The 26,541-nt window shown below is 68.9% G+C and carries 26 protein-coding genes; 13 read left to right on the top strand and 13 right to left on the bottom strand.

Annotated features, from left to right (window positions below):
• Window positions 1-310 precede the first annotated feature (310 nt).
• The 3 genes from FB390_RS06840 to FB390_RS06830 all read right to left on the bottom strand — a co-directional run bounded on the left by FB390_RS06840 (window position 311) and on the right by FB390_RS06830 (window position 2,756).
• Complete coding sequence (locus tag FB390_RS06840) at window positions 311-1,081, bottom strand: ABC transporter permease (RefSeq protein WP_141808181.1); 771 nt, start codon at window positions 1,079-1,081, stop codon at window positions 311-313.
• Window positions 1,078-2,055 carry an ATP-binding cassette domain-containing protein gene (locus tag FB390_RS06835; protein WP_141808180.1) on the bottom strand — a complete coding sequence of 326 codons (978 nt, stop codon included), beginning with the start codon at window positions 2,053-2,055 and terminating at the stop codon, window positions 1,078-1,080. Before FB390_RS06835 ends, FB390_RS06840 begins: the two co-directional genes overlap by 4 nt.
• 185 nt (window positions 2,056-2,240) lie before the next feature.
• Window positions 2,241-2,756 carry an EXLDI protein gene (locus FB390_RS06830; RefSeq protein WP_141808179.1) on the bottom strand — a complete coding sequence of 172 codons (516 nt, stop codon included), beginning with the start codon at window positions 2,754-2,756 and terminating at the stop codon, window positions 2,241-2,243.
• Between the two features lie 164 nt (window positions 2,757-2,920).
• Between FB390_RS06830 and FB390_RS06825 the strand changes: the two genes are divergently transcribed.
• The 5 genes from FB390_RS06825 to FB390_RS06805 all read left to right on the top strand — a co-directional run bounded on the left by FB390_RS06825 (window position 2,921) and on the right by FB390_RS06805 (window position 7,875).
• Complete coding sequence (locus FB390_RS06825; protein WP_141808178.1) at window positions 2,921-4,591, top strand: thiamine pyrophosphate-binding protein; 1,671 nt, start codon at window positions 2,921-2,923, stop codon at window positions 4,589-4,591.
• Entirely contained in the window at window positions 4,588-5,247 is a 660-nt protein-coding gene (locus FB390_RS06820) for an SRPBCC family protein (RefSeq protein ID WP_141808177.1), read from the top strand. The genes FB390_RS06825 and FB390_RS06820 overlap by 4 nt, the downstream gene beginning before the upstream one ends.
• An 8-nt stretch (window positions 5,248-5,255) precedes the next feature.
• Window positions 5,256-6,299 (top strand): 3-oxoacyl-ACP synthase III family protein, encoded by a 1,044-nt coding sequence (locus tag FB390_RS06815; RefSeq protein ID WP_185756961.1) that lies wholly within the window; start codon window positions 5,256-5,258, stop codon window positions 6,297-6,299.
• Window positions 6,296-7,330 carry an aminotransferase class I/II-fold pyridoxal phosphate-dependent enzyme gene (locus FB390_RS06810; RefSeq protein WP_141808176.1) on the top strand — a complete coding sequence of 345 codons (1,035 nt, stop codon included), beginning with the start codon at window positions 6,296-6,298 and terminating at the stop codon, window positions 7,328-7,330. The genes FB390_RS06815 and FB390_RS06810 overlap by 4 nt, the downstream gene beginning before the upstream one ends.
• A gap of 158 nt (window positions 7,331-7,488) precedes the next feature.
• Window positions 7,489-7,875 (top strand): cupin domain-containing protein, encoded by a 387-nt coding sequence (locus FB390_RS06805; protein WP_141808175.1) that lies wholly within the window; start codon window positions 7,489-7,491, stop codon window positions 7,873-7,875.
• A 202-nt stretch (window positions 7,876-8,077) separates the two neighbouring features.
• Here FB390_RS06805 and FB390_RS33420 read toward each other — a convergent pair whose 3' ends face one another.
• The 3 genes from FB390_RS33420 to FB390_RS06790 form a co-directional block, all read right to left on the bottom strand.
• Complete coding sequence (locus tag FB390_RS33420; protein WP_221639220.1) at window positions 8,078-8,407, bottom strand: hypothetical protein; 330 nt, start codon at window positions 8,405-8,407, stop codon at window positions 8,078-8,080.
• A 94-nt stretch (window positions 8,408-8,501) separates the two neighbouring features.
• A complete protein-coding gene (locus FB390_RS33415) occupies window positions 8,502-8,762 on the bottom strand; it encodes a hypothetical protein (RefSeq protein WP_185756960.1) in 261 nt (86 codons plus the stop codon).
• Window positions 8,763-8,833: 71 nt separating this feature from the next.
• Window positions 8,834-9,241, bottom strand: a complete 408-nt coding sequence (locus FB390_RS06790) for an SdpI family protein (RefSeq protein WP_141808174.1) — start codon at window positions 9,239-9,241, stop codon at window positions 8,834-8,836.
• 114 nt (window positions 9,242-9,355) lie between these two features.
• Between FB390_RS06790 and leuS the strand changes: the two genes are divergently transcribed.
• Entirely contained in the window at window positions 9,356-12,202 is a 2,847-nt protein-coding gene (leuS, locus tag FB390_RS06785) for a leucine--tRNA ligase (protein ID WP_141808173.1), read from the top strand.
• 43 nt (window positions 12,203-12,245) lie between these two features.
• Here leuS and FB390_RS06780 read toward each other — a convergent pair whose 3' ends face one another.
• Together FB390_RS06780 and FB390_RS06775 are read right to left on the bottom strand one after the other, a co-directional pair.
• Window positions 12,246-12,731 (bottom strand): DUF4189 domain-containing protein, encoded by a 486-nt coding sequence (locus tag FB390_RS06780; RefSeq protein ID WP_185756959.1) that lies wholly within the window; start codon window positions 12,729-12,731, stop codon window positions 12,246-12,248.
• Between the two features lie 136 nt (window positions 12,732-12,867).
• Entirely contained in the window at window positions 12,868-13,569 is a 702-nt protein-coding gene (locus tag FB390_RS06775; protein WP_141808171.1) for an SDR family oxidoreductase, read from the bottom strand.
• Window positions 13,570-13,776: 207 nt separating this feature from the next.
• Between FB390_RS06775 and ggh the strand changes: the two genes are divergently transcribed.
• Window positions 13,777-15,114 (top strand): glucosylglycerate hydrolase, encoded by a 1,338-nt coding sequence (gene ggh, locus FB390_RS06770; protein WP_141808170.1) that lies wholly within the window; start codon window positions 13,777-13,779, stop codon window positions 15,112-15,114.
• Window positions 15,115-15,172: 58 nt separating this feature from the next.
• Window positions 15,173-15,895, top strand: coding sequence for a glycoside hydrolase family 25 protein (locus FB390_RS06765; RefSeq protein WP_141808169.1), 723 nt, complete (start codon window positions 15,173-15,175; stop codon window positions 15,893-15,895).
• Here FB390_RS06765 and FB390_RS06760 read toward each other — a convergent pair whose 3' ends face one another.
• The 3 genes from FB390_RS06760 to FB390_RS06750 all read right to left on the bottom strand — a co-directional run bounded on the left by FB390_RS06760 (window position 15,896) and on the right by FB390_RS06750 (window position 19,513).
• Window positions 15,896-17,962, bottom strand: a complete 2,067-nt coding sequence (locus tag FB390_RS06760) for a PhoX family protein (protein WP_141808168.1) — start codon at window positions 17,960-17,962, stop codon at window positions 15,896-15,898.
• 86 nt (window positions 17,963-18,048) lie between these two features.
• Window positions 18,049-18,852 (bottom strand): hypothetical protein, encoded by an 804-nt coding sequence (locus FB390_RS06755; protein WP_141808167.1) that lies wholly within the window; start codon window positions 18,850-18,852, stop codon window positions 18,049-18,051.
• 124 nt (window positions 18,853-18,976) lie between these two features.
• Window positions 18,977-19,513: a lipoprotein LpqH gene (locus FB390_RS06750; protein WP_141808166.1), complete on the bottom strand. Its 537-nt coding sequence runs from the start codon at window positions 19,511-19,513 to the stop codon at window positions 18,977-18,979.
• A gap of 133 nt (window positions 19,514-19,646) precedes the next feature.
• Here FB390_RS06750 and FB390_RS34090 point away from each other — a divergent pair, with 133 nt between their 5' ends.
• From FB390_RS34090 to FB390_RS34605, 5 genes are all read left to right on the top strand, one after another.
• Window positions 19,647-21,245, top strand: coding sequence for a hypothetical protein (locus FB390_RS34090; protein WP_425465849.1), 1,599 nt, complete (start codon window positions 19,647-19,649; stop codon window positions 21,243-21,245).
• Window positions 21,245-22,234, top strand: a complete 990-nt coding sequence (locus tag FB390_RS06735) for a hypothetical protein (protein WP_141808165.1) — start codon at window positions 21,245-21,247, stop codon at window positions 22,232-22,234. The genes FB390_RS34090 and FB390_RS06735 overlap by 1 nt, the downstream gene beginning before the upstream one ends.
• Window positions 22,234-23,751: a tetratricopeptide repeat protein gene (locus tag FB390_RS06730; protein WP_141808164.1), complete on the top strand. Its 1,518-nt coding sequence runs from the start codon at window positions 22,234-22,236 to the stop codon at window positions 23,749-23,751. The genes FB390_RS06735 and FB390_RS06730 overlap by 1 nt, the downstream gene beginning before the upstream one ends.
• 95 nt (window positions 23,752-23,846) lie before the next feature.
• A complete protein-coding gene (locus tag FB390_RS06725) occupies window positions 23,847-25,073 on the top strand; it encodes a CHAT domain-containing protein (protein WP_246124254.1) in 1,227 nt (408 codons plus the stop codon).
• Window positions 24,980-25,258 carry a helix-turn-helix domain-containing protein gene (locus FB390_RS34605; RefSeq protein ID WP_281292417.1) on the top strand — a complete coding sequence of 93 codons (279 nt, stop codon included), beginning with the start codon at window positions 24,980-24,982 and terminating at the stop codon, window positions 25,256-25,258. The genes FB390_RS06725 and FB390_RS34605 overlap by 94 nt, the downstream gene beginning before the upstream one ends.
• Window positions 25,259-25,312: 54 nt before the next feature.
• On the opposite strand, the gene FB390_RS33410 is transcribed toward FB390_RS34605, so the two are convergent.
• Together FB390_RS33410 and FB390_RS06710 are read right to left on the bottom strand one after the other, a co-directional pair.
• A complete protein-coding gene (locus FB390_RS33410) occupies window positions 25,313-25,609 on the bottom strand; it encodes a hypothetical protein (RefSeq protein ID WP_185756958.1) in 297 nt (98 codons plus the stop codon).
• Window positions 25,610-25,812: 203 nt separating this feature from the next.
• The gene (locus tag FB390_RS06710; RefSeq protein ID WP_067786864.1) at window positions 25,813-26,538 is read right to left on the bottom strand and encodes an amino acid ABC transporter ATP-binding protein; all 726 of its coding nucleotides are present in this window, start codon (window positions 26,536-26,538) and stop codon (window positions 25,813-25,815) included.
• Window positions 26,539-26,541 lie beyond the last annotated feature (3 nt).

The following is a 26,541-nucleotide window of genomic DNA, read 5'->3' as shown; positions in this document are numbered from 1 at the left end:
GACACGGCGCCCGAGATGGTTGCCGAATCGGGCGACACCCGTCGGCAGGAAACCAACGTCATCCGGCGTCGCGAGATAACCGAATCCGCCGGTCGCCCAGCGGAACAACACTCACAACGCCGCCCAGCCGTCAGGCCGGGCGGCTACCGTTCGGAGGCCTCCGGGGAATTCACGCCGTCACCATAACAATCGCGTTCGCGAGCGCACTAATGAATTTCCTCGCAGACGCGCAACACGCCTCGCAGAGGTGGCGACTCTGCGAGGCGTGGAGACGGTTTGTGCGGGTCGGCGGCTTTGCCGCGCGGTCGGTTCAGGCAGTCTGCTTGCGGAACAGCGATGCCGACCAGAGGTAGCCGACCAGGCCGAGGCCGACGCACCAGGCGAGCGCGATGATGCCGTTGTTGCCGATCTCGGTGCCCATCAGCAGGCCGCGCAGCGTCTCGGTCAGCGGGGTGAACGGCTGGTACTCGGCGAACTGGCGCATGCCGACCGGCATGGTGTCGGTGGCGACCAGACCGCTGCCGAGGAACGGCATCATTACCAGCGGGAACGGCAGGTTGCTCGCGCTCTCGGGGTTCGGCGCGATCAGGCCGAGCGCCACCCCGAGCCAAGAGAACGCGAACATCACCAGCGCGAACAGGCCGAACACGGCCAGCCATTCCACCGGGTTGGCGTCCGGCCGGAACCCGACCAGCAGCGCCACCGCGATCATGATCACGACGCCGATGAGCGCCTGGATCAGCGCGCCCATGACATGACCCGCCAGCATCGAGGGCTGGAAGATCGCCATGGTGCGAAAGCGATTCACGATGCCCTTGCTGGTATCGGACGCGATGGAGACCGACACCGCGACAGTCAGGTACGCGGGGAGCATCAGCATCATGCCCGGGGTGAGGTAATCGATGTAGTTGCCGCCGGAGGACTTCTCCAGCGCGCCGCCGAACACGAAGTCGAACACCAGCATGAGGATCACCGGCATGAGCACCACGCTGAAGGTCATGCTGGGATAGCGCTTGGCGTGCAGCAGGTTCCGGCGCAGCATGGTCACCGAATCGGTGAGCGCGATCGAGGTGGTGGTCATCGCAGGATCTCCTTCTCGGCAGTCGGGTGCCCGGTGAGGGCGAGGAAGACGTCGTCCAGGTTGGGGGTGTGCACGGAGAGGCCTTCGACCTCGATGCGCGCGTCGTCGAGCCGATCCAGCACGGAGCGAAGCGATTTCACGCCGCCATCGCTCGGCACGGCGAGTGTCAGCTCCTCGTCGCCGACGCCGTCGAGCACGCGCGTGGTCTGCCCGAGCACGTCCGCCGCGGCGGAAAGCTCCGAGGCGGTGGCGAATTCGAGGCGGATGTGTCCGCCCGGCACCAGCTTCTTCAGCTCGGCGGCGGTGCCCTCGGCGACGATGCGGCCGCCGTCGAGCACGGCGATCCGGTCCGCGAGCTGGTCGGCCTCCTCCAGGTACTGGGTGGTGAGGAAGACCGTCACGCTGTAATCGTCGACCAGCGCGCGGATGATCTCCCACATCGAGCGCCTGCTGCGCGGGTCGAGACCGGTGGTCGGCTCGTCGAGGAAGATCACGCGCGGGTCGCCGACCAGCGTCATCGCCAGGTCGAGTCGCCGCACCATGCCGCCGGAGTAGGTCGCGGCCGTCTTGTCGGCGGCCTCGACCAGGTCGAAACGGGCCAGCAGATCGGCGGCCAGGCGCTTGCCGTCCCGGCGCGACAGGTGGTGCAGATCCGCCATGAGCAGCAGGTTCTCCCGGCCGGTCAGCAGTTCGTCCACCGCCGAGAACTGTCCGGTCACCCCGATCACCGACCGCACGTCGTCGCGCTCGGCGGCGAGATCGTGACCGCCGACGCGGATTTCGCCGGAGTCGGCGCCGATCAGCGTGGTGAGAATCTGCACCGTCGTGGTCTTGCCCGCGCCGTTCGGCCCGAGCAGCGAGAAGATGGTTCCTTCCGGCACAGTGATATCGATGCCGTCGAGCACCACGTGGTCGCCATACGATTTGCACAGGCCGAGCGCCGAGATCGCCGGCGCACGATGACCGTTGATCATGGTGGTCCTTTCGTGACTAATTCATTACTTGATGCGAATAAGTGCATGTTTCACCCGCACCGCCGCCCAATCGCGGTGCGGTGTTGTTTCTAGAAGGTGCTATTCGGTTGTCGCGGAATACCTTTCGCGCGACTCGAGATGTACCTCAGTTCGCTGCGGCCATGCGCGGCGTCCGGCTGTGACGATCAGATGTCGAGGTCCTCGATCTGCGGGCGGTCGGCGATGTAGGCCACACGCTCGTAGAGCTTGGCGGGCATCTTGTCCTTCAGCTCGGCGAGCGAGTCGGCGATCTCCATGACGAAATCGCCCCAGTCCTGATCACCGAGGCCGGTGAACCGCCGCCACTGCCTCCAGTCCTTGAAAATGTTGGTGTCGGTGGGGAATTCGGACCAGTTCGAGTACTGCGCGTGCAGCACGAACTTGCCCTTGCGGGACCGATAGACGCGCACGTGCTCGGTGCGCTCGTCGTTGACGTCGCGCCATTCGCCGAGCAGGGATCCGGCGAAACGCACCTGCCGAACGCCGTTGTGGCCGACCCGCAGGACCACTTCCTCGTACCCTTCTTGACGCCCCTCCTCCAGCTCGATGAAACGGCGCAGCGCCGTGGTCACCGCGCCGGACAGATTGCCGCCAACCAGCTCCTGGGCGCGCTGGAACAGCGGTAGATCGTCGTCGGCTACATAGATGGTCTTGTTGGGCATGAACTCACTATACGTAGATGTATACGTACATGCAAGGCGCACTTCCACACCGGCTCGGTCGTTCGATGTTGAACCGCACGGCGGGGCATCTCGTATTCCTCGTGTACGAGGTATGCGATCGGCCGGGCGCACGCGCTGCCGACCGATCCGGGGAAGGAGCGTCTATGCCTGACAGGGTCGCGGATTATCTGGTTCGGGCGGTTTCGACACTCGGTGTGCGGCATATCTTCGGCGTCGACGGCGCCAATATCGAAGACCTATACGACGCGCTGTTCGATTCCGAGGTCACCGGTGTGGTGGCCAAGCACGAATTCTCCGCGGCCACCATGGCCGACGGCTACGCCAGGGTCACCGCTGGGCTCGGTGTGGTCGCCGCGACATCCGGCGGCGGGGCGATGAATCTCGTTGCCGGACTTGCCGAATCGTATGCGTCCCGGGTGCCGGTGCTGGCGCTCGTCGGTCAGCCGCCGACGGCGCTGGAGGGCCGAGGGGCGTTCCAGGACTCCAGCGGGCGCGCGGGCTCGATCGATGCGGTCCGCCTGTTCGGCTCCGTCAGCCGGTACTGCGCCCGTGTGGAAACGGCGGCCCAACTGCCCGACAGCGTGGTCAGGGCAGTCGCCGCCGCCCGGCGCGGTGGGCCTGCTGTCCTGCTGCTGCCCAAGGATGTGCAGCAGGCCGGACTCGATGCGGTCCCGCCGTTCCGGATGCCGCCGCGCTCGTACCGTCGCGATGCGAGCGGGCTCACCGCGGTGCGCGCCGCGCTCACAGCGGCGCGCAGCACGGGAAAGATCGTGATCATCGCCGGCGATCAGGTCGCCCGCGACGACGCGCGAAACGAATTGGCGCGACTCGCAACGGCTCTGGACGCCACGGTCGGCGTCGCTCCGGACGCCAAGGACGTCTACGACAACTTCGATGCGGGATTCTGCGGCGTCGCGGGCAGCATGGGTCACCCAGAACTCACCGCGGATCTCCGATCGGCGGCGCTCTGCCTGGTGATCGGCACCCGGCTGCCCGTCACCGCGCGCGCCGGGCTCGACGACCTGCTCGCCGATCTCACCGTGGCCAGCGTCGGCATCGCCCCGCCCTACCGTTCGACCATCCATGCGACGAGCACCGATCTGTCGATCACTCTCGGTGAGCTCGCCGACGAATTCCGTAGTACCGCAATGGAATCGCATGCGGCGCCGGACGCGTCCGCCCTGACGCCGCTCCAGGTGCCGACCGCCGACGGGCCCGGGCTGCGCTATCGAGAGCTCGTCGAAACCATCGGCGCGGCGCTGCCCGAGGGCACCGACGTCTTCGCCGACGCGGGCAACACGGGCGCCGCGGTGGTGCACCACCTGCGAGTGCCGCGCGGCGGACGGTTCGTCGTCGCCCTCGGCATGGGTGGGATGGGCTACGCCTTCGGCGCAGGCATCGGCGCCGCGTTCGCTCGGCACGGGCCCGGTCGCACCGTGGTGATCGCGGGCGACGGGGCGTTCTACATGCACGGCATGGAAGTGCACACCGCCGTCGAACACCAGCTGCCGATCACCTTCGTCGTGCTGAACAACAACGCGCACGCCATGTGCGTCACCCGCGAACAGCTCTACTACCGAGATCGATACAGCTTCAACAGGTTCCGGCCCGCGTTCCTCGGCGACGGGATCGCCGCCATGTTTCCCGACCTGCCCGCCTACACCGTGCGCACACCGGCCGAGCTCGCCGAAGCGCTCGGTCGCTGCCTGGCGACAGCGGGGCCGTCGTTCCTCGCGATCGACTGCGACCCCGACGAGATTCCCCCGTTCACACCGTTTCTCACCACGCTCGAGAACTCCAGGAGGACCCCGTGACGACCAGCGCCCTGCCCGCGCTCAGCGACATACCGGAAGACGTCGTGCCCGGCGTGCTGCGGATCGAGAACTCCGACAAGGACGAGACGACTCCGATCATCATGGACATGCTCCGGTCGGTGTACCCGCACGACCAGATCTTCGGCGAGTTCTGCCCGGTCCAAGGCTATGTCGCCGCGCCGCCTCGCGAGGTGTACGAATATCTGGCCGATACGAGGTCGCTGGAGGAATGGACCTACAGCCTCCGCGGATTCACCGAAACCGAGGAACCGGGCCTGTGGCTGGCCTACGACCGGCTCGGCGACGCCACCAAGATCTACACCCGCACGGTGGCCAATCCGGACGCGATGACCGTCGACTACCACTGCGCGTGGGACCAGGGGCGGCACCTGTGGATGGTCTACCTGATGCGGGTCGTGGACGCGCAAGTGGTGCTGCACAAGCCGGGTTCGGTTGTGCTGTGGACGAATTGCCGTCATCCGTTCTACGACGAGAACCCCTACCCCGAGACGGCGCCGGCCGGGCGTCCGGTGTGGGTCGGCGACTTCTGGGAGATGTTCTCCGCGGGGCATCAGCTCGAGCTGGACAACCTCAAGGCGATCTGCGAATACCGGGCCGCGCACGGTTTGCCGATCAAGCCCGACTGGATGAAGTGAGGACGCCCATGCCCGCGACCGATCCGGACGCTTCGCCGCTGCCCACCGTCAGCCTGGTCGACGTGTCCTCCTACCTGCCCGGCGCGCCCGTCGAGACCGAGTACTTCACCCAGTTCGCGCGCTCGGACCGGATGGCGAAGAACGTGATGTTCCGCGCCCCACGCGGGCGCCATCACGTGGGCCGAGACGAGACCGCCGTCGACATGATCGAGCGCGCGGTCGAGCCGCTGCGGCAGCGCCGGGGGACACAAGAGCTTTCGAGCGTCGACGTGCTGATCACGCACACGCAGCTGCCGGACAATCCGGTGCTCGGCAGCGGGCCCGAGGTCGCCAGGCGGCTCGGCATGCGACCGCGCGTCGTCTACGACATCCACAACGGCGGCTGCGCGGCGTTCGTGCACATGATGGCGCTGGCCCGAATGATCTTGCAGACCACCGACGCTCGCACCGCGCTCATCGCGGTCGCCCAGAACTGCGCGGGACCGGTGTTCACCCAGACCGAGATTCGCAAACTCGCGCAGGCGCCGGTGCCTGGCGACGGCTGCGGCGTGGGTCTGCTGGTCAAGGACGACAGCGCGCCGATCCTCGACATCGAATGCCGCACCTACCCGGAATTCGCGGGGGACATGGATTTCACGACCAACGGCGAGCGCAAGTACTGGGAACCCGGTCCGGGCCAGGCCTGTGTGAGCTTCACCGAATCCAAGGTCACCAAGGTGTTCGCGCGCGGCAATCGGTTGGTGCCGGAAGTGGCGCTCGCGGTGTGCGATCGGATCGGTGTGAAGGGGCGCGACATCGACACGTTCGTCACCAACCAACCGAACCGGTTGTTCCTGCGCAACTGGCACGACGCGCTCGAGCTGCCTGCCGAACGGCACCCCGACACCTTCGACCGGTGCGGAAACCTCTTCGCCGCTGGGATTCCGGTGACCTTGGACGTGGAGAATCAGGCCGGGCGCCTGCGCAACGGGTCGGTGGTGCTGATGTCCGCGTTCGCGCACGCGGGCGATTTCGCCGCCGCGGCCGCGGTGCGCTGGGGCGCGGCGGGATGAACATCGGGTCCGCCGAGGACACTCGCTCCTCGCGACACCACCATCGGCTATCGCGGCCGGTGCGGTTCGACCTCTCGCTGAGCGAGAATCCCTTTCCGCCCCTACCTTCCGTGCTCCGTGCGGTGAACCAGGCTCTCGCGCAAGCGAATCGGTATCCCGAGTTTCTGCCTCGGTTGTTACCCGAGATCATCGCGCGGCACGTCGGCGTGGCCGGCGATCAGGTGGTCGTCGGGTCCGGGGCGACCGGGGTCGCCATGCAGATCATCCAGGCCGTCACCGGCGACGGCGCGGAGATCGTCGCGGGCACGCCGACCTTCGACGGGTATCCGATCATCGCGGGGATGGTCGGGGTGAATCTGGTGCCGGTGCCGTTGGACGCCGCGGGCAATCAGGATCTTCCCGCGATGCGGCGGGCGATCGACAAGCGGACGGCGTTGGTCGTGGTGTGCCGTCCGCACAATCCCACCGGCACCCTGGTGCCCGTCGGCGAGTTGAAATCCTTCCTCGGCGCCGTGCCGCACCGGGTGACGGTCGTGCTGGACGAGGCGTACGCCGAGTTCCTCGGGCCCGCCGACCGGGCGGACACGCTCGCGCTGCTGCGGAAGTATCCGAATCTCCTTGTGCTGCGGACCTTTTCGAAGGCGTACGGACTCGCGGGGTTACGCATCGGATACGCGTGCGGGCGGCGCGAACTGGTCGAGCGTGTGCGACGACTGCAACTCCCCTTCGGCGTCTCGGCCTCCGCCGTCGCCGCCGTGTCCGCGTCCTACGCCGCCGAACCCGAACTCGAGGCCCGTATCCGTTTCATCACCGCCGAACGCGAGGGGTTGCGCAACGCACTGCTCGCCTGCGGCCACGCCATCCCCCGCAGCCACGCCAACTTCCTCTACCTCCCCGGGCCGGGCGTGGCGACGGCGTTGCGGAGGGCGGGTATCGCGGCGAAGGTCTACCCGGACGGGAGCGCGCGCATCGCCGTCGGCGATCGGGAGGCGGGGCGGGCGGTGCTGGCGGCCGTCGCGGGGTTGCGCTGACCGCCCTTCGCCCCCCGCTGTCCTCGTCCGCGGCGAGCGATGATCAGCGAGCCGCCCAGTACTGCGACCGCTCGACCACCGCGACCCGCTCGGCGGCGTTCCGCGGCAGCGAACGAAAGGATCCGGGCAGCCTCCCCGGCGGATGGTTCGATGGGTGGGTGCGAATCCCACGTCTGCCCGCTCTGGTGGCCAACGCAGCGCCCGCGTCGGGCACCGCGAGCCGAGTTCTCGCGCGCTTCACCATCGCCGGGCGCGACATCCTGCTGCGCCAGACGGTGATCGCTCCCGGCGGCAGCAGCGGCTGGCACTACCACGACGGCACTCTCTTCGTCCTGGTCGCACGCGGAACCCTCGACCACCCCGGCGCAGACGGCGCACCCGTCACCTACCACCGCGGCCGAGTGTTCCGCGAACCAAGCGGCCCCGACTATCCCCACGTCGCCCGCAACCTCGGGCCCACCCCGGTCACCCTTCTCGTCCTCTACCTCAACCCCAAGGGCAGCCCACTCTCCCGCAGCATCCCACCACCCCCGGGCACCGACTGACCCGAATCGACGGGAGAGAAATGGTGGTCACCAACGGCGTGCCAACCACCATTCGACTCCCGTCAGAACCATTTCTCTATCGAGGGGAGAGGAATGGCGTGCGATCAGCCCGGGGGCCTCGGCGGTCGGTGTGCGGGCAAGGAGCCGAGCACGCCGCTGGCCGAGATCACGTCAGCCTCCGCCGCCGCTGGCCGCGATTACGTCAGCCTCCGCCGCCGCAGCCCCCGCCTCCGCCGCCTCCGCCACAGCCTCCGCCGCCGCTACAGCTGCTGCCGCCGCCGCAGCCGCCGCTCCGGCCGTCACTGCCGCCGCCATCGCCGAAGTAGGTGAAGCCGCCCGCGCTTGCCGCAGCTCCCCAGCCTTTGGTGCGGTGCCGCGGCGAGGTGGGTAAGGGTGTGCGACGGAGCCGGACGACGCCCACGACGACGAGCACCGCGGCCAGTGCGAAGAACACGGCGCCTACTCCGAGCCCGAGCGGCGCGCTCACAGCCAGCCCGGCAACGAAGGCCACCACCGCGAAACCGAAATACATCCGAACCTCCCCCGGATAGAGCCGCCGACCGGCGAACTTCCCCAAGCCTACCGACCCCCGACAAGAAACCCCCGGTTTTCCAGCGGCGACGCCCCTAATCGCCTCCGCCTCCGCCACCACAGCCGCCTCCACCGCAGCCACCACCACCCCCGCAGCCGCCGCCGTCGTCCGATCCGCCGCTGTCACCCGCCCACCACCGGCCCCTCGGCCGAACCGTGTTGCGCTTGGTCTGGACGACGCCGATCACCACGAAGACCGCGGCGATCGCGAAGAAGATGCCCGCCAGGGCGAGGCCGTAGAAGTCGAGAATGGCGAAGCCGAGGATGGCGACGATCGTCGCCAGGATGAAGAACATGAACCCCTCCGAAGGCGAACCGCCCGCTGATGAAGCTCAGGGTACGCGCAGGGAGGGGCTTGGGGAGTGAATCAGTTCGCGGGCTGGCAGGCGTCGCGCAGCGAGCACGCGCCGCAGGACTGGCCGCAGCCGCCGATGTCCTTCACGGGCACCAGAGCGGCGATCGCCTCGCCCGCCGCGTTCGCGCCCGCACCCAGAGTGAAGAGGGCGATGACGGCGGTGGCGCCGCCCACGACGAGAGCCACGACACCGCCCGCGGCGAAGGCGACCAGACCACCGGCGAACAGCAGCGCGCCCGCGGCGACCGAGGTCGGAGCGGCGACGCGGTTCGCGATGCGGAAGGTCTCTTCCGAGGTGAGGGCGGCTTCGGTGTGTACACCGACGAAGCGGTTGGGCGGGAGCTTGCCGATCAGTCCGAGCACGCCGGTCGCGATGGCAACGGCGGCCAACACGAACAGGACGAGAGCGACTACGAACACCTGTGCAGGCTAGCGCATGGACGCGCGCGGCCCGATTTTCGGTCCCTCGGACCGCACGTTCTACCCTGTAATACGAAGTTTGTCCAGGATCGGCGAGAACAAGAAGGCAGGACCGTGCAGGACAGTCGTGCAACAGAGAGCGATGTACCCCAGCACCGGTACAACGCTGACCTCGCGGGCCGCATCGAGCGCCGGTGGCAGCAGAACTGGGTGGAGCGTGGCACCTTCCACGCGCCGAACCCGACCGGCCCGCTCGCCGGGGAAACACCCGCGGACAAGCTGTTCGTCCAGGACATGTTCCCGTACCCGTCGGGCGCGGGCCTGCACGTAGGCCACCCGCTGGGCTACATCGCGACCGACGTGTTCGCGCGCTACCACCGCATGCACGGACGCAACGTGCTGCACGCGCTGGGCTACGACGCCTTCGGCCTGCCCGCCGAGCAGTACGCGGTGCAGACCGGCGCGCACCCGCGCGACACCACCGAGTCCAACATCGCCACCATGCAGCGCCAGCTGGACCGGCTGGGCCTCGGCCACGACCGGCGTCGCTCGTTCGCGACCACCGATCCCGAGTACTACCGCTGGACGCAGTGGATCTTCCTGCGCATCTACAACGCCTGGTACGACCTGGAGATCGGCCGTGCCCGCCCCATCGCCGACCTGGAGGAGCAGTTCGCCTCCGGCGCGCGTCCCGCGCCCGACGGCAAGGACTGGGCGACCATGTCCGCCGCCGAGCGCGCCGCGGTGATCGACTCGTATCGCCTTGTGTACCAGACCGATTCGATGGTCAACTGGTGCCCCGGCCTGGGCACCGTGCTGTCCAACGAGGAGGTCACCGCCGAGGGCCGCAGCGAGCGCGGCAACTTCCCGGTCTTCCGTAAGCGCCTGTGGCAGTGGATGATGCGCATCACCGCCTATTCGGACCGGCTGGTCGACGACCTGGATCTGCTGGACTGGCCGGAGAACGTGAAGGCCATGCAGCGCAACTGGATCGGTCGTTCGCGCGGCGCGCAGGTGAAGTTCGATTCGGACGCGGGCCAGATCGAGGTGTTCACCACCCGCCCCGACACCCTGTTCGGCGCGACCTACATGGTCCTGGCCCCCGAACACGAGCTGGTCGACCGGCTGACGGCGGCGCAGTGGCCGGAGAACACCGACCCGCGCTGGACCAACGAGGGCGCGGCGACCCCCGCCGACGCCGTCGCCGCCTACCGCAAGGCCATCGCGGCCAAGTCGGATCTGGAGCGCCAGGAGAACAAGGAGAAGACCGGCGTCTTCCTGGGCGCGTACGCCACGAACCCGGTGAACGGGCAACGGATTCCGATCTTCATCGCCGACTACGTGCTGATCGGCTACGGCACCGGCGCGATCATGGCGGTGCCCGGCCACGATCACCGCGACCACGAATTCGCCACCGCCTTCGGCCTGCCGATCGTGGAGGTCATCTCCGGCGGGGACGTCGCCAACGGCGCCCATGCGGGCGAGGGCGTACTGGTGAATTCCGATTACCTGAACGGCCTTTCGGTCGAAGAGGCCAAGGCGACCGTCATCGGCAGGCTGGAGGCCGACGGACACGGCACCGGCACCATCCAGTACAAGCTGCGCGACTGGCTGTTCGCCCGCCAGCGCTACTGGGGCGAGCCGTTCCCGATCGTCTACGACGAGCAGGGCGCACCGCACGCGCTGCCGGAATCCATGCTGCCCGTGCGGCTTCCGGAGCTGGACGACTTCGCACCGGTGACCTTCGACCCGGACGACGCGAACTCCGAGCCCTCCCCGCCGCTGGCCAAGGCCACCGACTGGGTGCACGTCGAGCTGGATCTCGGCGACGGGCCGAAGAAATACCGGCGCGACACCAACGTCATGCCGAACTGGGCGGGCAGCTCCTGGTACCAGCTGCGCTACGCCGACCCGACCAACCCGGAAGCGTTCTGCGCCAAGGAGAACGAGCAGTACTGGCTGGGTCCGCGCACCGCGGAGCACGGCCCGAACGATCCGGGCGGCGTCGATCTGTACGTCGGCGGTGTGGAGCACGCGGTGCTGCACCTGCTGTACGCGCGCTTCTGGCAGAAGGTGCTCTTCGACCTGGGCGACGTGAGCAGCAGCGAGCCGTACCGGCGGTTGTTCAACCAGGGTTACATCCAAGCGCACGCCTACACCGACGAGCGCGGCGCGTACGTGCCCGCCGCCGAGATCGTCGAGCGGGCGGGGAAGTTCTTCTGGACCGATGCGACCGGCGTCGAGATCGAGGTCTTCCAGGAGTACGGCAAGATCGGAAAGTCGTTGAAGAACGCCATCTCCCCGGACGAGATGTGCGATCTGTACGGCGCCGACACCTTCCGCTTCTACGAGATGTCGATGGGTCCGCTGGACACCTCGCGGCCGTGGGCGACCAAGGACGTCGTGGGCGCGCACCGGTTCCTGCAGCGGGTCTGGCGTCTGGTGGTCGACGAGGAGACGGGCGCGCTGCGCGTCACCGAGGACGCGCCGTCGGAGGAGACGCTGCGCCTGACGCACAAGACGATCGCGGGCGTCGACGAGGATTTCGCCGCGCTGCGTGACAACACCGCGGGCGCGAAGCTCATCGAGCTGACCAACCACCTCACCAAGAACTACCCGGACGGCGCACCGCGCTCGGTGGTCGAGCCACTGGTGCTGATGCTGGCCCCGCTCTCCCCGCACATCGCCGAGGAGCTGTGGGAACGGTTGGGCCACAGCGTTTCCCTCGCGCACGGGCCGTTCCCGGTCGCGGATCCCGCGCTGCTGGTCGAGGACACGGTGGAGTACCCGATCCAGGTGAACGGCAAGGTGCGCAGCCGGATTCAGGTGCCCGCCGACGCCGACAACGCCGCCATCGAAGCGGCCGCGCTGGCCGACGAGAAGATCGCCGCGCTGCTGAACGGCGCCGCGCCGCGCAAGCTGATCGTGGTGCCGGGCCGCCTGGTCAACATCGTCGCCTGATTCGTCGAAAAGGCGCCCACCGTTGTGGTGGGCGCCTTTTCGCTCAGTCCTGGCAGAGCGACTCCAGGATCTGGGTTCGGTACCCGGTGCCGATCTGTATGGCGTTGTACACGGCCTCTTCACGGGTGCGTCCGCTACCGGTGGTGTACTCGACCGAGCCCCAAGTGTCGGTCTTGGCGTTGTAGCTGGTCGATTGCACGAGTGCGCCGCAATATCCACTGGGTAGCCAGATCTGCCAGGCGCAGTCGCCGCCGGTGGTGTAGGGGCCGGAGGAGCCGGTGGGCGGATGGTGTACCACGGGGACCCTGCTGTTGCAGGCGCCGACAGCGGCGTCGACGGCTTCCCCGGACGACGGATAGTTCCAGGCGCTTCCGGTCTCGCCGGTCGATGTCGAGAGCGCGATCGCGGCATAGCGGGTGGCGTCCGCCGAGGCGGTGGCCTGCGGGACGGTCATGGCGACACCGACCGCCGCGGCGACGATGCCCCATCGAGCCAGGCGGGCGGCGGACCGCGGTGCTGAGTTCTTCATGGTCGCGACCTTGCCCGACCGCTCTTGCCGAACTCTTAAGGCGCGCAGGGTTATCGGCATATGCCGGGGCGCCGTCCTTCCGCACTCTTCGGCCGGGCCGCGGCAGCACGTCGTGCGATGTGAACCGGGGCCGACCTCAGCGGGCGATGGGCCGCAGCACGATCTCCGTCGGATGCGCGTCGCGCGGCGTCTCGACGGCGTGCCGCACCGCCGCCGCGACGGTCTCTGGGGTGAGGAACTCCTCCGGCCGGTACTCGCGGCCCTCGTTCGCGGTGATCTCGCGCTGCATGTCGGTATCGATGCGGCCGGGGTGGATGGAGGTCACGCGCAGCGCGGGTTCCTCCAGTCGCAACGCGTCGGCGAAGGCGCGCAACCCGAACTTGCTCGCCGCATAGGAGGCCCAGCCCGCGTTGGCCCGCAACCCGGCGCCCGAATTGATCAGCACCACATGACCGTTCGACGCGCGCAACGCGGGCAACAGCAGCCTCGTCAGCTCGGCGACCGCGATGAGATTGGCCTCCAAGGTGTTTCGCCACTGCGTCACCGAAGATTCCGCGATGGTGCCGAGATCGGCGATCCCGGCGTTGTGCACGAGCACGTCCAGCCGCTCGACCGCGCCGACCGCCGCGGCGACGGCCTCGTAGTCGGTGAGCTCCACCGGCCAGGGCGTCGCCTCCGGCAGCTCGGTGAGGATGTCGCGGAGCGCGTCTTTCGAGCGCGCGCCGAGCAGCAGCTCGTGTCCCGGCGCGAGTTCGCGGGCGATGGCCGCGCCGAGCCCGCGGCTGGCACCGGTGATCAACGCGGTCGGCTTCGGTGTGCTGGTGACGGCGGCGTTCATGCGCCCCACCGTAGTCGGCGCGCCGGAATCGGCCTCGAATCCGTAGCACCGCGCCGACTCGTAGCGATGCACGCATACGTCGGTAACCAATCTCCACGGACGGGGCATGCGAGAGTGAGATTCGCCGAACACCCGGTGCGCCGCGCTGCGACGCAACCCACCGCCGCTGATCGCGCATATCTGCGCGTCGGATCGCAGAATAGGGGGATGGCACATCCGGGTTTCACCCCAACTCAGCTCGCGGCGCGCGCCGCCTACCTGCTGCGGGGCAACGACCTGGGCACCATGACCAGTGCCGCGCCGCGCCTGTATCCGCACATGTGGAGCTGGGACGCGGCGTTCGTGGCCGTCGGTCTCGCACCGCTCAGCGTGGAGCGCGCGGTCGTCGAGCTGGACACGCTGCTCTCGGCACAGTGGAAGAGCGGGATGATCCCGCACATCGTGTTCGCCAACGGCGTGGACGGCTACTTCCCCGGCCCTGCCCGCTGGGAGTGCCGCAAGCTGGCCGCCAACGCGCCCGACGGTCCGGACACTTCCGGCATCACGCAGCCGCCGGTGCACGCCATCGCCGTGCAGCGCATTCTCGATCACTCCCGCCGCCACGGACGCAGCACCAGGGCGGTCGCCGAGCAGTTCCTCAACCGCCGCTGGCCGGACCTGGTGCGCTGGCATCGCTGGCTCGCGCACGCCCGAGATCCGAAGGAGAACGGCCGGATCACGCTCTACCACGGCTGGGAATCCGGCATGGACAACTCGCCGCGCTGGGACCGCGCCTATGAGCACGTCATCCCCGGCGACCTGCCCGCCTACCGCCGCGAGGACGTGCTGGTGGTCTCCGATCCGACGCAGCGACCCACCGACCGCGAGTACGACAGATATCTCTGGCTGGTCGAGCAGATGCGCCGGGCCGGATACGACGACTACCAACTGGCCTCCACCATGAGCTTCGCCGTGCAGGACGTGTTCGTCACCGCGGTCTTCGCCCTGGCCTGCGAGGTGCTCGCCAATATCGGCGAGGAGTACAAACAGCCGCACGCCGACGTGCGCGACCTCTACGCGTGGGCCGAGCGCTTCCGCGCGGGGGTCGTCGCCACCGCCGACGCGCGGACCGGCGCGGCCCGCGACTTCGACGTGCGCCTCCAGCGCTGGATCGATACCGAGACCCTGGCCGTCTTCGCCCCGCTGCTGTGCGGCGGCCTGCCGCGCGACACCGAACGCAGCCTGCTTCGCCTTTTCGAAGGCCCGCGCTATTGCGGCCACCCGGACCTGCGCTACGCGCTGCCGCCGTCGACCTCTCCCGTCTCCAAGGACTTCCGGCCACGCGAGTACTGGCGCGGACCGGTGTGGCCGGTGATGAGCTGGCTGTTCTCCTGGGTCTTCGCCCGCCGCGGCTGGGCCGAGCGCGCTTTCATGCTGCGAGCCGAGGGACTGCGGCAGGCCAGCGACGGCAGTTTCGCGGAGTACTACGAGCCCTTCACCGGCGAACCGCTCGGCAGCATGCAGCAGTCGTGGACGGCCGCCTCGGTGCTGGACTGGCTGGGCTAGCAAATGTCTCGTCTGTAACACTGGTCACAACAGCCACGGCCGCCTAAGGTCGAAGGCCATGGATAGCACTCGTTGGAGAGCGACTCGCAGTCTTGCGTTGTCCGCGATCGTGGTGGGCAGCATCCTTTCGGCGACCGGTCAGGCCGCGGCCGCGCCGGTCGGGCCGGACGTCTCGTCCTGGCAGCACATCGACGGCCGGTTGATCGACTGGTTCGCGGTCAAACGCTCCGGCCACGACTTCGCCATGGTCAAGGCGACCGAGGGCCTGAGCTACATCAATCCCTACTTCGTGCCGGACAGCTTGTTGATGCGGGCGGCGGGCATCGCGCGCGGCACGTACCACTACGCGCGGCCGCAGCTACCGCCGGAACCGCAGGCGGCGCTGTACGCCGCGACGGTGCTCGGGCAGAACGGTCCGCTGGACCTGCCGCCGGTGCTCGATCTCGAGCACTCCGGCGGTCTGAGCCCCGCGGCGCTGATCGACTGGACGCACCGCTACCTGAACACGGTGCAGGCACTGACCGGCCGGGTGCCGATCATCTACACCTACCCGAACTTCTGGAAGACGGCGATGGCGAATACCGGCGAGTTCACCCGCTATCCGCTGTGGATCGCCGACTACCGCGGCAACGCGCAACCCGAGGTGCCCGGCGGCTGGCCTACCTGGACGTTCTGGCAGACCACCGACAGCGGGAGCATCCCCGGCATCGCGGGCCGCACCGATCTCAACGTATACAGCGGCGCCCAAGGCGATTTCGCCACGTTCGCCAATATGGGCTGACTACACTCCGATCCGGCCGCCGTCCTTCTTCCACACCACCGCGACGGACGGCCTCGGCTGCGCGGAACCGCCATCGGGCCAGTGCGAGGACGGGTTGTCGGGGGTGGCGTCGTCGGACTCGCCCGGATGCTGCACGCACACGATCACCCGCGACTCGGTCACGATCGGACCGCAGGTCTCCGCGCCGCGCGGCACGGTCAAGAACTGTTTGGTCTCACCGCGATTCGCGCCGTCCAGCACCACCGAGAAGAGGCCGTCGTTGGACTTCAGCGCGTTGCCGTCGGTGGAGATCCACAGGTTGCCGTACGGGTCGAAGGCCAGGTTGTCCGGGCAGGAGATCGGGCTCACCTTGGTCTTGTCGAACCCGGCGTAGTAGGTGTCCGCCGCGTTCGGGTCGCCGCAGACCAGCAGCAGCGACCAGGTGAACTCGGTGCCGGTGTGATCGTCGTCGATCTCCAGGACCTGACCGTTCTTGTTGAGGTTGCGCGGGTTCGCCTCGTCGGCGCCCGCCTTGCCCTCTTTACCGCGGTTGTCATTGTTGGTCAGCGCGACGTACACCTTGCCGGTGTAGGGGTTGGCCTCGAAGTCCTCCGGGCGGTCCATCTTCGTCGCGCCGACCTTGTCGGCCGCGAGCCGGGTGAACACCGCGACCTCTTCGGCGGTCATTCCGTCGACCAGCGACTTGCCCTTACCCTCGGCGTCCGTCTCCAGCAGCGGAATCCACTGACCCTTACCGGTGAAGCCCTTGTCCGACGGCTTGGCGCCGGTGCCGTCGATCTTGTCCGCGTGGTCGCCGGTGAGCTTGGCGACGTACAGCGTGCCCGCGGCGAGGATGGTCATGTTGTGCCGCCTGCTCGCCGCGCCGGTGCCGGACTGCACCTTGCGGGACGAGACGAATTTGTACATGTAGTCGAACCTCTCGTCGTCACCGGTGTAGGAGACGACGTCGCCACCCTTGGTGACGTAGATGTTCGCGCCTTCGTGCTTGAGCCTGCCCATGGCCGAGTGCTTGACCGGCGTGGAGTTCGGGTCCCACGGGTCGATCTCGACGACGTAGCCGAATCGGTTGGCCTCGTTGGGTTCCTGAGCCAGGTCGAAGCGCTTGTCCGCGCGCTCCCAGAGGTTGGCCGTCGCGCCCGCGGTGAATCCGTAGCGCTTGGCGCGCGCCACGGCGGCGTCACCGCCCGCGGGCTTGTCGCCGTTGGCGAAGTAACCGTGGAAGTTCTCCTCGCCGGAAAGCACGGTGCCCCAGGGCGTTACGCCGCCCGCGCAGTTGGCGAAGGTGCCGAGCACCTTGGTGCCCGTCGGGTCCGCGGAGGTCTTCACGAACTCGCTGCCCGCGGCGGGTCCGGTGAGGGTGAACTCGGTGGTGGCGGTGATGCGGCGGTTGTACTTGCCGAAGACGGGCGTCAGCTTGCCGGTGCCGGACTCGCCCTTGACCTCGACGACGGTCAGGCCGTGCGCCGCCATGGTGATGGCGAGTTGCTCGGGCGTCGGGTTCTCTTTGTCGTAGCCGCGGAACATCTGCGGCGCGGTGGTGTACTCGTGGTTGACCACGAGCAGGTAGCTGTTGGCCTGGCCCTCGATGGGCAGCAGGGCGGCGAAATCGTTGTTGTAGCCGAACTGCTTGGCCTGCGCGGCGGCGGTCTGCCGGTCGAAGTCGAAGGCGGGGGCGTCGGCGAACACCGGGTCGCCCCAACGGATCACGATCGACTGGTCGTAGCCCTCCGGGACGACGACGGCGTCTTCCTTGTTGGGCGCGACCGCGGTGAAATTGGTTCCGGTGCCGGGCGGGCCCGCCGGGGCGGTTCCGCTGGAGCCGGCGGCCTCGTCGTCACCGCAGGCCGCGAGGGCGGAGGCGGCGCCGACCGCGAGAACCGCGGCCGCGCCGCCCTTGATCAGCCCACGCCGGTTCAGGGAGCTGACGATGTCGCCGAAGTACTCGCCGCCCGAGGTGTTGGGCGTCTCGTGAAAGCACGCGTTGGCGCATTTGTACTCGCAGGTCACGGCGGCGCGCGCGGAGCGGCCGTCGTGCTGCACGAAGAGGGCGAGTGGTTTCAAGGTCACGATCACTCCTGCTTTGGGCTGTCGGCCGCACGCTAAACCCCGCAGGCTATTCCCAGGAAACGCGTGGGTGAACAGCCGACCAAGTCTCAGGCGTTCACCGGAACCGCGATGACCACCTCCTGCTCGTTGGCCGGCAGGTAGTGCACCTGGACGATCCTGCCCACCTGCACATTGCCCACGCTGGCCGGCGGCAGGAACTTCTCGGCGCTGGTGCGGAAGGTGCTGCCGTCGGGCCGCGTGACGGCAAGCCCGATCACCACCTTGGAGTAGCCGTCACGGATCTCGCCGGGCACCGACAGCGACTGCACCACCGCCTGCGCCGCGATGCCGCGCGCCGCGATGTCCAGCTTGGCCTTGGTGGTGAAGCCCTTGCGGATCATGGATTCGTTCATCACCCGTTGCGCCTCGACGCTGTCGCCGGAAAGGTCCACCTCGACCTTGTCGGTGCGGTCCGGGAGGTAGCGCACGGGCAGCACAACGCCGGGGCGCAGCAGCGCCAGTTCGGTGAGCGGCACGATCACCTTCGCCGCGGAGTCGAAGACCTTGCCGTCCACGCCCTCGACGCTGAATTCGATGCGGATCTGCGGCTGGTCGTTGACGGTCACGCCGGTCTGCCGGAACGACTTCACGGTGCCGATGCCGAGCAGACCGCCACGGAATTCCGTGGTGTTGAGCCCGGTCAACGCCGACATGATGCCCTCGCCGGTGAAGGCGAAGACCATCACCACCGTGGTGAACGCGATGATCGGCAGGGCCATGAAGCCGTTGAGCCAAGCGGTGAAGCCGGGCTCCCACGGGCTGCTCGGTTCGTAGGTGAGGCCGTGCCAGAGGTAGAGGCCGATCGCGGCGAGAGCGAAGACGATCGCGGCGGCGCGCAGTTTGGTTGCCATGGTGTGCTCCTTGGTTTTTGTCGGTCGGACTTTCCGAGTTCCGGGCCACCCCGTCGTCCCGTCCTGGCGCACCCCTCGGTGGCGCCGGGCGCGTGGGACGACGGGGAGCCGAGCACTCGGACCGTCAGGCGCCGACGATGGTCGAGCAGGCGAAGGTGATGTCGAAGGTCGAGGTCGAGGGGCCCGCGAGCGGGTTGCTCAGGTCGGGCGCGCCGACGCCCTCGCCGGTGACCTTGAAGGTGTTGCCGTCCTTCACGAGCTTCGCCGAGCCGCCCGGCTGGCCGTTGCCGTAGCCGACCGCGTAGGGCAGACCCGAGGAGCCGCCCTGGCTGCCCGCGATGCCGACGGCCTGCACGGTGTCGCCGGTGATGGTGGCGCTGACCGAAAGCTGGCCGTAGGTGGCGTTGTTGTTGTCGGTCAGCGCGAGGGCCAGGGTGTCGCCCTGCTTGGCGCAGGTGGTGTCGAACGTGCCGGTCAGCGCCTTGCCGTCGACCAGCGCCGCGGACTTGCCCGCGGCCGGGCCCGCGGGCGCGGCGGCGGTGGCCTGCTGCGAGGTCGTGGGCGAGCTCGTAGCGGAGTCGTCGCCGCAGGCGGTGAGGAATCCGGTGAGCGCGACGGCGGCGAGGGCGGCGGTTCCGATGCGGAAGTGCTTGGCGTTCATGGTGATCTGTTCCTGTCTCTCTCGGTTGGTCCGGCCCTGTTGGGCCGTTGAGAGAAAGGTAGGAATCGCGCGCCGCCTACCGATCCCAAGTTTCGGCGGCCCGAACCGACCGAAGGTCCGTTAACCTGGTCGAATGCGACGACCGCGCGCCATGGTGCTCGACGAGGTGTGGCGCAAGCTCGACGGTGTCGAAGCACTCAGCGGCCCACAGGGCGGACCGCTGCGCCGGACCGTCAAACTCGTGCTCGACCCGCTGGTCATCCGGCCCGTGCAGCATCCGAGCTGCGCGGGCGCCATCCTGACCGCGGACGGCGCGACGCTGCTCGCCACCCGGATATACGCCGCCGCCGACGTGCTGCGCGCCACCGCGGCCTGGTTCACGCTGCTCAAGCAGGTCCGCCGCGCGCTGCGCATCACCGAGGGCAATCCGCAGGATCTCTACTTCCAGCGCTGTTTCGAGCTCGCGACTACGGCGGGACACCCGGATCCGGTGCGGGACAGGCAGAACGCGGAGGCCGCGCTGCGCGATATCCACGAATTCGCCGCCGGCCGAACCACGCAGGCGCTCAAGGAGCACCTCACCGACGCGGAGGTGGTGCGGGAGCTGGGTGGGTTGATCGAGATCGCCTGGCGGCGTCGTCCGGCGGCGGTCAGCGGCGATCACACAGCGGGGTTCGAGGAACTGCTCGACGCGTGCGCCAACAGTCGGGTGACCGGCGACGGGCAGCCGGAACTGGACCGCCTCGTCGCGGCGCACGCGGGCACCCATTCCGGTATCGACCTGTGGCACCGGGCATCCGGCGGCAGCGCGAACGAACTCGGGCTCACCGCGCATCCGCTGCCGCGCCCGCCCGCGCTCGGCGCGTCGGCGTCCAAGGCGGATCTGGGGCTGCCGTTCGACCGCACGATCTACGAACGGGTCTTCACGGTGTTGCAGGCGTCGAGCGAACGCGCTGAGCTACCACCGATTCCCGAGCTGGTCACCGACGAGATCGCCCGTAGTTGTGCGCCGTGGGCGCTGCTCGACGAGACGCTTCGCGTGGGCGCTGCGGCCGGAGTCGTTCTGGCTGTCGGGCTTTCGCCGTTCGGTGTGGTGTCGGACGAGCGCGGTGGTACGGCGGCGCGGGTGCGGCACCTCTCGGATGCCGCGCGAGCGGAACGCGGAAGCGGGGCGAAGGACGGGCGGTTGGATCGCGGCGGTGCGGCGGTCCTCGCGCGGGCAGAAGGCGACAGCACGGCGGACGCCGCAGGGGCGGAACGCGGCAGGGCGGCCGCCGTCACGCCGCGGGATCGCGGCGGTGCAGCGGACGACCCGTGGTCGAGTCGCGGCGCGGAGAAACTCACGCGGGCAGCCGAGCCGGTAGCCGCGCCCGGCGGTGAGGCGCGCGAAACCGCTGCGCACCAGGTGATCAACAACCGATGGCGGCGCGAAGCCTATGTGCTGCAAGCGCGGCGGCTCGCGGTGCACGAGGCCGAGGAAGCCAGTGGTCCGCTCGCGCAGATCGCCGCGGAACTCCGCACCCCATGGCGGCCCTACCTGCGGCGGCTCTGGGTTCGGTTGCACGGGCGGGATGTTCGCGCGGCTCCGGTAGAAGAACCCGATGAGCTGTGGGATCTGCTGGACGGCGTGGGCCGCTCGGTCATCCTGGATCACCGCACCAAGGTGAAGAACGCGCTCAGCGCGAATGCGGTCGCGGGTGAGTTCGGTTCGACGGAATCGAGGGCGAGCTGATGAACGCGGTGCTCGTACGCGAACACGCGGACGGACTCTGGTCCGTCGCTCCCGTCGGCGCGCCAACGGTTCTGGATGACGCGCCCGCGCTGGACACCCTGGTGTTGGAGGTGATCGGCGGCCATCTCAGCTGGAGTCTGCTTGCCGACGAACGTATTCCGGCCGCCGTGCTGCACGACCTCGACGACGCGCAGGAATGGTTGTGGGCGGTATACGGCGAACGCGTCACACTGGCTGTCGCCGACAAGAGAACCGGCGAACTCGAGGCCGAACCCGCGCTGCCCACTCTGGTGAACAGGGCCAGGCGACTGGCTTACGCGCACTGGGCGGCTCGCTGGTGGCCCGCGTCCACCATCGACGGCATCCCGCCGCTGGATCAGCACCTGCTCGACACCGAGATCGCGACGCTCACCGAGGAATGCGAGTCGCTGGTGGACGGCGTCGACGCGCACCTCGAGCCGGTGACAGCGCCCTCCACCGCGCTCGGCCGGGCGGAGGATTACGCGCTGGCCGCCGGGCCCGGTGCCCGGCACGGCGAGCTGGTCTTGGGGCGAGGCAGCGGCGGATGGGATTGGCGGCGTTGTCCGCCCGGGCTTGTCGACGCCTCCGAACGCGCGGTGTCCTGGGAATTGACCAGGGCCGAGGGCGCGACGCTCGTTCGGGTTCGCGCGGTGGCCGCTCCCCAGTTGGTGTCCGCGCCCGAGCATTTGCGACCGCGTGCGTTGCTCGACACCGTGGGCGGTTCGGTCGACACCGAACTCGAGCTGTTCGGCGATACCTGGCAGGGTGCGGCGTCGGTTTCGTCGGACGAAGTCGCCGCGGTGCGAGTTTATGTTCCCGGCGTTGGTCCGGCGGAGCTGCGTGCCGAACGGGAAGAACGGCAACGTATTCGCGATTTCGCGGTCGCTCGGCTCGGCCGTGCGGCAGCGGGTGACGAGGACGCGCTGCTCGCCGAGGTATCCGCCGCGGCAACGGATTCGGACTTCTGATGACCGCTGACGAGGCGCCGCCCGGCCTGGAACTGCTCTACGAAGGGGCCGCAGCCTATCAGCGCGGCGAGGTCGCGGAGGCGCTGCGCATCTTCGAGCACGCGGTACGCACCACCTCCGATGGCGTGCGAGTCAGCGCGCTGGTGAACGCGGCGAGCATGTGCGACGAGCTCGGCGACCACGCGGGCGCGGTCGTCCGGTTCCGGTCGGCACTGGCGGAGATTCCCGAGGACGCGGTCGAGAAGCGGGCGTCAACGCTCGTCAACTACTCGCAGGCGCTCCAGCACCTCGGCGAGCTCGACGACGCGCAAGCGGCGCTCGAGCAGGCCAGGGCGCTGCTCGCGGACAATCCCGAGTTCGGTGCGCTGCGCGTGCCGTGCCTGCTCTCGCTGACGGCGGTCGCGTTCCACCGCGCCCAATGGGTGCGCGTCATCGAACTCGCCACCGAAACACTGGACGTCGCTGAGCGTTTCGCACCGCACCTGGCCGGTCATCCGCTGATGAACCTGGCGGGTGCGTACTTCGAGACCGGACGCAGGGAACTCGGCATCGACTTCGCCCAGCAAGCGCTGGCCGCGTTCGAGGCGGCGGGCGACCGCAACGCGGTGGCCGAAACCCAGCAGAATCTCGCGACGCTGTACACCAGGGTCGACCGGTTCGACGCGGCGGAGGAGCCGCTGCGAGCGAGCCAGGAGTACTTCGAACAGGCGGGTCTCGAGTATCGCGCCGGAGTCGGGCTCAGGATCATGGGGTTCGTCGCCGAACAACGCGACGACGACGAACAGGCCGAGGCGCTGTACCGGCGCAGCCTGGCCTGCTTCGAGGCATCCGGCGCGGCGCTGGATGTGGCCGCGGTGCAGACCCGCCTCGCGACGGTGGCGTTCAAAGGGTTTCGCGTCGACGAGGGACAGGAGCTGCTCGCCGCCGCGTTCGACGCGTACGCCTCGCGCGGCCTCGGATTGCACTGCGCGCAGGTCGATTTCTGGCACGCCGTGCTGCTGGAGGCCCTCATCGACAGCGTCGACTCGCCGACGCCCGAGCTGTTGACGCTGGCCCGCGATGTCGCGGTGCCGGCGGCGATCGCCATCGACGCCGTCCGATACACGCTGCCGAACGGCAACCAGCGCGCCCAGTGGAACCGCGAGATCGCCGACCCGGCCATGCGCTTGGCGTTCCGATTCGCCTATCTCTGCGGCGACGGCCCACTCATCGCCGATCTCATCGAAACGCAATGCGCTGGAACCACGTTGGATATCGCGGCCACGGACCACCAACCCCGCCCCCAGCTTCCGCTCGAACCGCTGTCGCCGATCGAAACCGCGCCGTCGATGGGAGGTTCCGCGCTCCAACTCGGATCGGCGTTGGCCAAGGTCGCCGCCGCGGCGGGGTTGCGAGTAGCGCCGCCGCCACGGCTGGCAGTCGCGCCAGACGGGCACATCGCGCTCGCCCAGTACATCGCCGCCGCCGAGGGGCGTTATGGGCGCGCGGTGCGGGAGGGGCGGGTGCTGGCGGTATGAGCCGAGTGGTCAGCGATCTACCGGGCGCACGGGAGGTGGGCGCGGGGCCGGACGCGGGGAGAGAAGCATCCGAGCGACCGACGGTTGTCGTGCGGATGGCCGATGCCGGTGACGTCTACATGTCCTGGCGGTGGGAGGACGATTCCGCGCCGCGGGGCGCCGCGATGCTGCCGGGTGATCCGATCACGGAGGCCGTGCGGGCGCTCGCCGACGCGCTGCCGAATCCCAACGTGCCCGGTGGGCTCGAGCGCGCGCTCACGACCGGAGCCTTCGCCTCGCCCGATGCGGAATACCCACTGGCGCAGTCTCTTTCTCGGGCGCTTCTGCCGTACGGCTTGGCGGTGCAGTTGCACGAGCTGTATACGCGCGGAATCCGTCCGCACATCCGGCTGCAACCCTCGCCGCGGGTGGCGCAGGTGCCGTGGGAGATCATCGCGCCCGACCCGGCCTTGCGGCTCGTCGATTTCGCCGACGTCAGCCTGCTCGCGCCCGCGGGTGTCGTGCACGCGCCGGATCGCCGCGCGCGTTCTTGGTCCGCCGACCGTGAGTTGCCCGTGGTGGCGGTCCTCGATCCGCGCGTGCCGGGTTTTCGCGCCGACTCCGCCCTCGGTTCGGTCCTCGGGCGGATGGACGGCACCGGACCGCTTGCCGAGCGAGTCGCCGAACTCGTTGCGGAGCAACGCCTCCGCCCTGTCGTGACAGATCCCGTCGAAGTCTTCCGCCGCACCGATCTGGATCGCGCGTGGCTCTCCGAAACGCTCCGCGCGGGGGCTTCGCGGCTGATCTACGTCGGTCACGTCACGGCCGCGGCCCCGGAATCCGGTCAGAGCGAGAACGCCGAACTGCACCTGGCCTGCGCCGCCGACACCACCGGTTTCGCCGAACCGCTGCGCGCGCACCGTCCGCTCTCGGCCAAGGACCTCCTGCTCGGCACGCACACGCTGGAGCCCGAACCCGTTGCGGGCCCCGACCTTTGGCCGATTCCGAGCCGTGTCGCCCTCATCGCTTGCGAAAGCGGCGGCGACCTACGCTTCACCGAGGCGCTCGGCCTCATCGCCGCCATGATCAACGGCGGCGCCGAACTCGTCACCGCCACCCGCTGGCCGCTCCCCACCGACCTGGCCTTCCAGCGCCTCGCCGGCGCCACCGCCGCGACCCCGCTGCAAGATCTCATCCGCGCCATCGACACCGCCCACGACCACCCCAACCCCCTACTCCCCCTCACCACCTGGCACCGCACCCGCCTCACCACCTGGCGAGAAACCGGCGCCATCCACCACTCCCCCCTCCTCTGGTCCGCCATAGCCACCTTCCACACCTGACCACACCCGCCCGACGGGAGGAACTCGGGATGACGCAGGCCGAGTTGGCCGAGCGGGCGGGATTTAAGCAGCCCGCCGTGGCACGGTTCGAGGCGGGCGGCACCATGCCGACGATCCCGATGCTCGAGCGGTATGCGGAGGCGTTGGGGTTGCGGTTGGAGGTGCGGTTGCGGGCGGCGGGGTAACGGTCACTCGGCCGTGCGCCGGACTGTTGGCGGACAGTCACGGACGCGCCGGGGTCAGTGTTCGTCGTAGTGACCGTTGTGGGGGGCGTGGCGGTGGCCGTCGTGGATGTAGTCGATGTGGTCGCCGTGGGGGACGGCGACGTGGCCGCAGCCTTCACCGTGCACGTGGTCGTGGTTCGCGGCTTCGGTGTGGCCGGAGGGCTCGCATTCGTCGAAGTGGCCGTCGTGGGCGCGGTGCAGGTGGCCGTCGTGGACGTAGTCGATGTGGTCGCCGTGCGGGACGGCGACGTGGCCGCAGCCCTCGCAGTGGGTATGCGTGTGGCCGGTGTGCTCGGAGTGTGCCGCAGTCATCAGAAAGCCTTCTTCCATCGGGATGGACAGGTGCATCTGTGAACAAGGACACATTAACACTTACGCATGAATGCGGTTGCCAAGGGTGCGCTGAACGGCAAGTGCAGGTGCCCGCGAGCGCCACCGCGGGCAATGCTCGACGGACGGCGCACCTCTGCGTGCCGGGTCGGCGGCGCGGGCGGGAAGCCGCCGCGGGCGAAACCTCAGAGCACCTGCGAAAGAAACTTCCGCAACCGCGGCGTCTCGGCCGCGTCGAACAGCGCCTCCGGCGCGCCGGTCTCCACCACCTGCCCCTGGTCCATGAACACCACGTTGTCCGAGACGCTGCGCGCGAACCCCATCTCGTGCGTCACCACGATCATCGACATGCCGCCCGACGCCAGCTCGCTCATCAGCCCGAGCACGCCCTTCACCAGCTCGGGATCCAGCGCCGAGGTGGCCTCGTCGAAGAACATGATCTCGGGCCGCATGGCCAGCGCGCGGGCGATCGCGACCCGCTGCTGCTGGCCGCCGGAGAGGTTCCCCGGACGTGCGTCGGCCTTGTCGGCCAGCCCGACGATCTCCAGCTGCTCGATCGCCAGTGCCCGCGCCGCGTCCTTCGACAGACCGCGCAGCTTGCGCGGCCCGAGCGCGATGTTGTCCGCGACGGTCTTGTGCGGGAACAGGTTGAAATGCTGGAACACCATGCCGATGCGCTGGCGCAGCCGGTCCGGGTCCTCGCGCAGCACCGACTTGCCGTCCAGCAGCACGTCACCGCGGTCGGGTTCGTGCAGCCGGTTGAGCACCCGGAGCAGGGTCGACTTGCCGGAGCCCGACGGCCCGATGACGGTGGTGGTCGTACCCGCGTCGACGTGGATGTCGATACCGCGCAGCACGTGGTTGCGGCCGAGGGTCAGGTGCAGGCCGGTTCCGGTCAGAGATGCACTCATCGT

The organism is Nocardia bhagyanarayanae (assembly GCF_006716565.1).
Classification (GTDB): domain Bacteria; phylum Actinomycetota; class Actinomycetes; order Mycobacteriales; family Mycobacteriaceae; genus Nocardia; species Nocardia bhagyanarayanae.
The sequence above is the reverse complement of the archived record's forward strand: the minus strand, read 5'-3'. Positions and strand labels throughout refer to the sequence as shown.